This is a genomic window from Campylobacter sp. MIT 21-1684 (genome assembly GCF_026241315.1).
Lineage (GTDB): Bacteria > Campylobacterota > Campylobacteria > Campylobacterales > Campylobacteraceae > Campylobacter_D.
In genome coordinates, this window is sequence record NZ_JAPHNA010000032.1 from 1 (window position 1) to 6,877 (window position 6,877).

General features: G+C 29.8%; 8 protein-coding genes. 3 read left to right on the forward strand and 5 right to left on the reverse strand.

The genetic code is table 11. The annotated features are described in order from the left end of the window. A partial coding sequence (locus tag OQH62_RS08155) for a hypothetical protein (protein WP_266016037.1) occupies positions 1 to 942 on the reverse strand: 942 nt, incomplete at its 3' end. A 237-nt stretch (positions 943 to 1,179) separates the two neighbouring features. Here OQH62_RS08155 and OQH62_RS08160 point away from each other — a divergent pair. Further along, complete coding sequence (locus tag OQH62_RS08160; RefSeq protein ID WP_266016039.1) at positions 1,180 to 1,758, forward strand: IMPACT family protein; 579 nt, start codon at positions 1,180 to 1,182, stop codon at positions 1,756 to 1,758. A gap of 14 nt (positions 1,759 to 1,772) precedes the next feature. Here the strand turns inward: OQH62_RS08160 and OQH62_RS08165 are convergent, their stop codons facing one another. Continuing rightward, on the reverse strand, positions 1,773 to 2,105 hold the full coding sequence (locus tag OQH62_RS08165) for a hypothetical protein (protein WP_266016041.1): 333 nt from the start codon (positions 2,103 to 2,105) through the stop codon (positions 1,773 to 1,775). Continuing rightward, a complete protein-coding gene (locus OQH62_RS08170) occupies positions 2,092 to 3,675 on the reverse strand; it encodes an ABC-F family ATP-binding cassette domain-containing protein (protein WP_266016043.1) in 1,584 nt (527 codons plus the stop codon). The genes OQH62_RS08165 and OQH62_RS08170 overlap by 14 nt, the downstream gene beginning before the upstream one ends. Positions 3,676 to 3,817: 142 nt before the next feature. Between OQH62_RS08170 and OQH62_RS08175 the strand changes: the two genes are divergently transcribed. Then, complete coding sequence (locus tag OQH62_RS08175) at positions 3,818 to 4,768, forward strand: hypothetical protein (protein WP_266016044.1); 951 nt, start codon at positions 3,818 to 3,820, stop codon at positions 4,766 to 4,768. Between the two features lie 2 nt (positions 4,769 to 4,770). Here OQH62_RS08175 and OQH62_RS08180 read toward each other — a convergent pair whose 3' ends face one another. Then, the gene (locus tag OQH62_RS08180) at positions 4,771 to 5,340 is read right to left on the reverse strand and encodes a YceI family protein (protein WP_266016045.1); all 570 of its coding nucleotides are present in this window, start codon (positions 5,338 to 5,340) and stop codon (positions 4,771 to 4,773) included. A gap of 57 nt (positions 5,341 to 5,397) precedes the next feature. Continuing rightward, a complete protein-coding gene (locus OQH62_RS08185) occupies positions 5,398 to 5,766 on the reverse strand; it encodes an HIT family protein (protein ID WP_266016046.1) in 369 nt (122 codons plus the stop codon). 126 nt (positions 5,767 to 5,892) lie between these two features. Here OQH62_RS08185 and OQH62_RS08190 point away from each other — a divergent pair. Further along, on the forward strand, positions 5,893 to 6,877 hold a 985-nt coding region (locus OQH62_RS08190; protein WP_266016048.1), incomplete at its 3' end, for a hypothetical protein.

Sequence of the window (6,877 nt, forward strand, 5' to 3'; positions counted from 1 at the left end):
AGTGCCTTGATTGGTGAGTTGTTGGATACTTCCATTTGTTTGGTTTGTTAAAGTACTTACTGTGTTTTTGTTGGTAAAACTTTGAAATGTTGCACTATTGTTGAAAGTAGTAATAGTTCCGGTAGTATCATTGACAAAGTTATAATTATAAGCTATTGAATTGGTAAGAGTTCTAATATTTCCTTGATTTGTTAGATTGAGTTGGTATTTGCTTGTGTTATTGTTGGTAATATCAGAATCAGCATCATTAAATTTAAATGTAAGACTGTTTCCACCGATAGTCCCAGTACCTTGAAATGTCGGAACTTGGGTAAGATATGTATCTTTGAAGTTTATGGTAGTATTGTTTCCTAATATTAAGTTTATAACTTGTTTTGGAAACTTATTTAAATCATTACCTATTCCTTCCACGGTAATTGGGCTGTTATAGACATGAGTAAGTTTTTGAATAGTTCCCGGATTTATTATAGCCATTTTTAAGGCACCATTATTCTGAAAATCTTTGATTGTAGTATAATTAACAACATTACCATTGATAGTTCCATTGTTTATTAAAGTGTCGATTTGTGACTCTAAATTGTTATTCTCTGCTTGAAAATTTCTTATAGAATAAGGAAAGTTTCCTTTAATATTATACCCTATAGTTCCATTGTTTGTTATCTTTATTGTATTGATTTGTGTTGGAGAGTTTGAATTGACAGTGATTAAAGCTTCAAAATCTTTATTGACTTGTCGGTTGTTTAAAATTACATTTTGATTTATCGTGAGTGAATCTATAGTATTATTTTGATTTGGTTCATTTGTCATTCCTCTATCAGTTAGATTATCTTGTGTTAGAGTACAGTCAGATCCTTGTGTATCACAAGGAGTTTGAATCCATTTTCCATAAAGAAAATTTACAAAAAAGCTTATTATAAGTGTGATTGCTACTATATTTTTCATCCCATCCCCTATTAAAAACTCAAATCTTAAAATATTATTATAAAATATACAATAATGATTATTAAGAAATTATTAATAGATAATAGACATCATTTATCAAAGTTTTCATTTTATTAGAGAAAAAATATTTTTGTAAAAGAAATATGATAGGAATATTGTGTTATTTGGTGCATTGTAATTTTTATACATTATAATTAAAGTATAGAAATTTCAATTTATTCTCTTAAAAGAGCATCGATGCAAATAATCAAAGAAAGATATGAAAGCAAACTTGAAGTAAAAAAATCCCAATTTCTTTCTTTCCTCTGTCCTTTTGAACAAACACAAGCTTTGCTTAAAGAAGTAAAGAAAGAACATCCTAAAGCTGTGCATTTTGTATATGCGTATCGTTTTTTTGATGAAGCTGGAAGGTGTGTCGAAGATAAAAGTGATGACAATGAGCCAAAAGGTACAGCTGGAATGCCGATGCTTAATGTATTACGCGCTTATGAACTTATCAATACAAGTATCATAGTGGTGCGGTATTTTGGCGGTATCAAACTTGGCACAGGAGGCTTAATGAGAGCTTATACTAGTGCAGCTACTGCGGTGATAAATCTCGCTACTCTCTATGAGCAAAAAAATATTCTTATTCTTAGTATGCCTTTACAATTTCTTGGAAAAATGGAGCATTTTTTAAAAAAGAATTCTTTGGAATTTAAAAGAAAATTTCAAATGCACAAAGTATTTTTAGAAATAAATGTAAATAAAAAAGAAATGAATGAAGTTATAATGTTTTGTGAGAATAGTTTTCCCTATGAGATTCAAAGTCTTTAAAGACTTTGAAAATCTTAATCGCCGTGTGTAGGTATATATTCTACTTCAAGTTCATTATTTTTCATAAACTCTTCTTTTGCTTTTTTGCAGTTTTCATCACGCATTTTTCTGTATTGAGTGCGTATTGCTATCTCTTTTTCACTTAAAGGTCTTTCCTCTAAAAAACTGATGTGAAAGTAGGTATCATCGCTTTTAGAGTACATTTTGTAAAAATCAAGATAATCAAAATACTCTTTGCCATTATCAAATTCTACTATCTCTTCTATATAGATAGTAGGACCAAAACCTTTATGGTTTTGAGTGAAATGTCCAAAACCTGCGCTGTATTGAACTCTAAATGTAGCCATTTTTTTCTCCTAAAAATTCTTGATAGCATCCTCGAAAATCTGTGAGTATCCCATCTTCTAAATGCCAAATGCGATTTGCAAAGGCTGAAACTAGCTCTCTATCGTGTGAGATACAAAGTACCACTCCATTAAAAGTGTATAAAGCCTCACCAAGTGCGATAATGCTCTCTAAGTCAAGATGATTATCAGGCTCGTCTAACAGCAAAAAATTGCCTCTTTCTAGCATTAAACGTGAAAGCATTAAACGATGTTTTTCCCCACCACTTAAACTTGCTGCCATTTTTTCTTGTTGCATACCGCTAAAAAGCATTCTACCTAAACACTTACGAATTTCATCTAAATCTTTCAATTTTTCACTCATAAGCCATTCGTAAAGTTTCAAATTTTCGCAAATAATATTGCTTGTATCTTGAGGAAAATACGAAAGTTCTATAGTTGCTCCTAAATGCACAGAACCTTCATCAGGTTTTAATTCTCCGGTTATAATTTTAGCCAAAGTGCTTTTTCCAGAACCATTTGCACCAATGAGAGCTATTTTGTCATTTTTTTCTATTTTAAGTTCTAATTTATTAAACAAAGTCAGCTCATAACTCTTGCTAATGTTTTGTAATTGAAGGATTTCATTGCCTATTTCTCTTTTAGGACGAAATAAAATGCTAGGATCTCTTCTACTTGAAATTTGAATCTCTTCAATTTCAAGTTTTTCTAAAGCTTTGGCACGACTTGTTGCTTGTTTAGCCTTGCTTGCATTTGCAGAAAAACGACGAATGAAACTTTCAAGTTCTTCTCTGTCTTTTAGAGTTTTTTCGCGTTTGAGTTGCGCTTGTTTTGCTAATAAAGTAGAAGCCATATACCAATCATCATAATTTCCACTAAAATCACGAATTTTTTTAAAATCTACATCTAAAATACGTGTGCAAATTTTATTTAAAAAATGTCTGTCGTGGCTTATTACGACAAGAGTTCCCTCGTGTTTTAAAAGCTCATCTTCAAGCCAAGAAATACTTTTAAGATCAAGATTATTTGTAGGTTCATCTAAAAACAAAACATCAGCACCTAAAAAGAGTACCCTAGCAAGTAAGACTTTAAATTTATCAGCATTTTGCAAAGCTTTCATAGGAATAGTACAATCGCGAATGTTTAAAGAGCTAAGAATTTTCTCACAACGAAGTTCGCAATCATAATTTGGATCTTCCTCAGCACAAATCATCTCAAGCTCACTTAAACGTTCATTGATAGAATCTGTAAATTCAGCACTTGCATATAAACTTTCCTTTTCTTTCAAAGCCTTGTATAATCTTTCATTTGCACATAAAACAGCATCTTTAACAGAGTAGTTTTCAAAAGCAAAATGATTTTGCTCTAAAACAGCAACTTTCAATCCCTCATCAAAGATTATCTCTCCGCTACTTGCTTCAAGTTCTTTTGAAAGTATTTTTAAAAAAGTGGATTTTCCTGCTCCATTTGCTCCAATAAGTCCATATTTTTGTCCTCTTACAAGTTTTAAACTGACATTTTCAAACAAAAGCTCATTGGCAAAACGCATAGTCAGATTCTTTACTTCAACCATCAAATTTCCTTAAAAATATTTACGAAATTGTAGCAAAAAAATTTTTCATAGAAGATTGAAAGTCGAGTTAAAAACGCAAACAATGATTCAAAAATTACAAGTCTTTGCTACAATTTTTCATTTCGTTTAAAAAAGGGTTTTTGTGATTTTTGATTTTTTAAGCTTTTTAAGTTTTATCTTTGAATTGTGTGCTTTAATTGTAGCCTTTTGTTATAAAAACACACGAATCTTTTTCCTTACTCTTTTGCTTATCGGGGCACATTTGCCATATTTTTACACGAGTGTTTTTCAAGCGCATTTGTTTAATTCATTATTTATACCTTTAGTTTTTACTCTTCTTGCCCTCATACGCACAAGCAATTTGCTGCAAGATAAAAGAAATTGTATTCAGGTTTTTTTACTTCTTTTTATAGGGATTTTAAGTTTGTTTTTACCCAAAAGCACTAATTTTACAGCTTCAAATTTGCATTTTGATTTTATTAGTTTTTTTGATATTCCAAATGAATTTGCTCTTGTTTTCTTTTTTATGAGCCTCTTTTGTTTGATATTGCACTATCTTAAAAGAAAAGAGTTGTATTTGCTTTTAGCATTTTTAGGTGCAAATGTGCAGTTTTTCTTCATAGAAACTTGGATAAGCGCGTATTTTGAATTTGCAAGTTTCATCTTTTGTATATATTTGCTTTATCAAAACTATAAAATAGCATTTTTTGATTCAAATACAAAATTAGCCAATGAAAAAAAATTACACTATTATATCAAAGGAAAAGAACAATACTATGTAGCTTTACTTCATTTTAAAGAACTTCAATATGTCCAAGAAGCATATGCAAAACTTTTTCTTAAACATATTGCAAAAATTCTTAAAAGACTCAAGTTAAAAATTTTTATTGTTAATGATGATTTTGTATTTATTTTTGATGATGAAAACACAGCCTTAAATCATCTTGCTTATTTAGAATCTTTGTTAAAAAATACTGAATTTTGTATTGAAAATGAGAATTTTAAACTTGAATTTCAAATTTGTTTAGAAAAAAATGCACTAACGCTCCAACACACTCTAAAAAGCCTAGAGAAAAATTTCTCTAGGCTTTAAGCTTATTTTGCGTTTGCTTCTACTTCGATGTTGAGATGAATGTCATCGCCTAAAGTAATAGTTGAAGTATTTGGAGCGAAATTAAAATCACTTCTTTTGATTTTCCCGTTTAAAGAAAAGCCGAGTTTTTCTTTGCCTTTAAAATCAGCAATACCGCCAATGTCAGCATCTAAAACTATATCTTTAGAAACACCTGCTAAAGTAAGCACTCCGCTAACTTTACCTTTTTCATTGCTTATTTTTTCATATTTTTTCATTACAAAAGTAAGTTCGGGATATTGCTTTACTTTAAAAAAATCATCTTGCAATAAATGGTCATCTCGAGTTCGATTGTCTGTATTGATAGAGGCTACTTGCATAGTTGCTTCAAGCTTTTTAAAAGTCGCACTTGCCTTATCATAATCAATAGCACCATTGTACTCTTTAAAATTTCCTTGAACATTAGAAATTTGTAGGTGTTTAATTTTGAATCCTATATTTGTATGAGTTTTATCGAGGACAAATTCCTCAGCAAAAAGCCCTGAAGTGAAAATACAAGAGGCTAAAAGCGAACTCAAAAGAATTTTTTTCATTTTTTCTCCTTATGAATATATTGTAAAAAAAAATTATACTCAAAAAACAATTAATATTTATTGCTGCAACAATTTCTCTGTTAAAAATACAACGAAATCTTCAAATTTTGGTAAAGCTAAATCCTTCATCTGTCTTTGCTGTTTGCCCCACATACATTCAGGAAAAAATGCATCTTCTTTAAAACGTGCCATAATATGAAAATGTACTCTTGGAAGATAGTTTGCAAAAGAAGCAATATTAATTTTTTCAGGTTTATAAAAAGCTATCATAGCTTTTTCACACAATACAATAGTATTAAAAAGTTCTCTTTGCAAAGAAAGAGGACAAGAGCTTAATTCTTTATACGGCTCTTTTGTGAAGATTTTTAGCCAAGGGATTTGTGCCTTTTCTTTTTCTATATAAATGTTTGCATTTTCATAAAACATTGAACTTCCTTTTTTAACAAAAATTTCGATAATTTTAAATAAAATTTTAAATAAAAATTATTATAATGAAATAAATATTAACTAATTTAAAACTTGAGTTTTAGCGGGGGGGGGGGATTGGCTTAAATGCATAAATATTGTATAATTTTCTTTATAACTCTTTTTTTAAATTCTTCAGCATTGTATGGGAACTGGTTGCAAACACCGTGTATAAATCAAATTGATTGCACTATAAATAATGCTATCACTACAAATAATAATGGTTTGGTTAGTATCCCAAATACTAATAATACTCATAATACTATCACAATTAATTCAAACGGAGCTATAAACAACAACATTTTACAAACTCCTACTTATGCCATAATTACTATACGAGGAGGAAATCAGATAAATATAACCGATATTACTAATAATGGTACCATCGGAAAAAATATTAATACAGTTCAAAATTCACTTTTAGGCTTTTCTATAAGAAACTATGCGGCAAGTAGTGGAAGTTTAGAGTCACAAATCGGCACTTTAATAAACAATGGAACTATCCAAGGCAAGATTGTTAATTACACTACTATTAATACTTTAACTAATAATGGTGAATTAAAAGATAGCATATACAATCTAGGATCTATCCAAACCCTCACCCATTCCAATTCAAATGCTCCAATCAAGATAGATGGTCTTAATCCTAAAGTTCAAGGTTTTATAGGGACAATCAGCAATTTAATTTTAGGCAATAATACCACAATAGAATTCGCAAATGGCATAACCCTGCTCAATCCTCCAACCTTTGAAGGTAATGCTACTATTAAAGGAGATGTAATTATTAATTATACTGGAGATTTACAAAACAACAGCACATACACTTTAGATGTTAATTATACAAATATTAATCATTTAACAAGTTTTACCAATCAAAGAGATTTTTCTCATATTTTTATAAACAGACAAAATCAAGGTACTCTTGATTCTCTTACTAATCAAGCACTCTTTAATATTTTTAGAAATGAACACATTTTAAGTTCTGTAATCAATGAAAATTCAGGAACTTTTACCAACTTAACCAATACAGGAATAGTAGATACTTTAACCAATTCAGGGAATTTTGAACTCC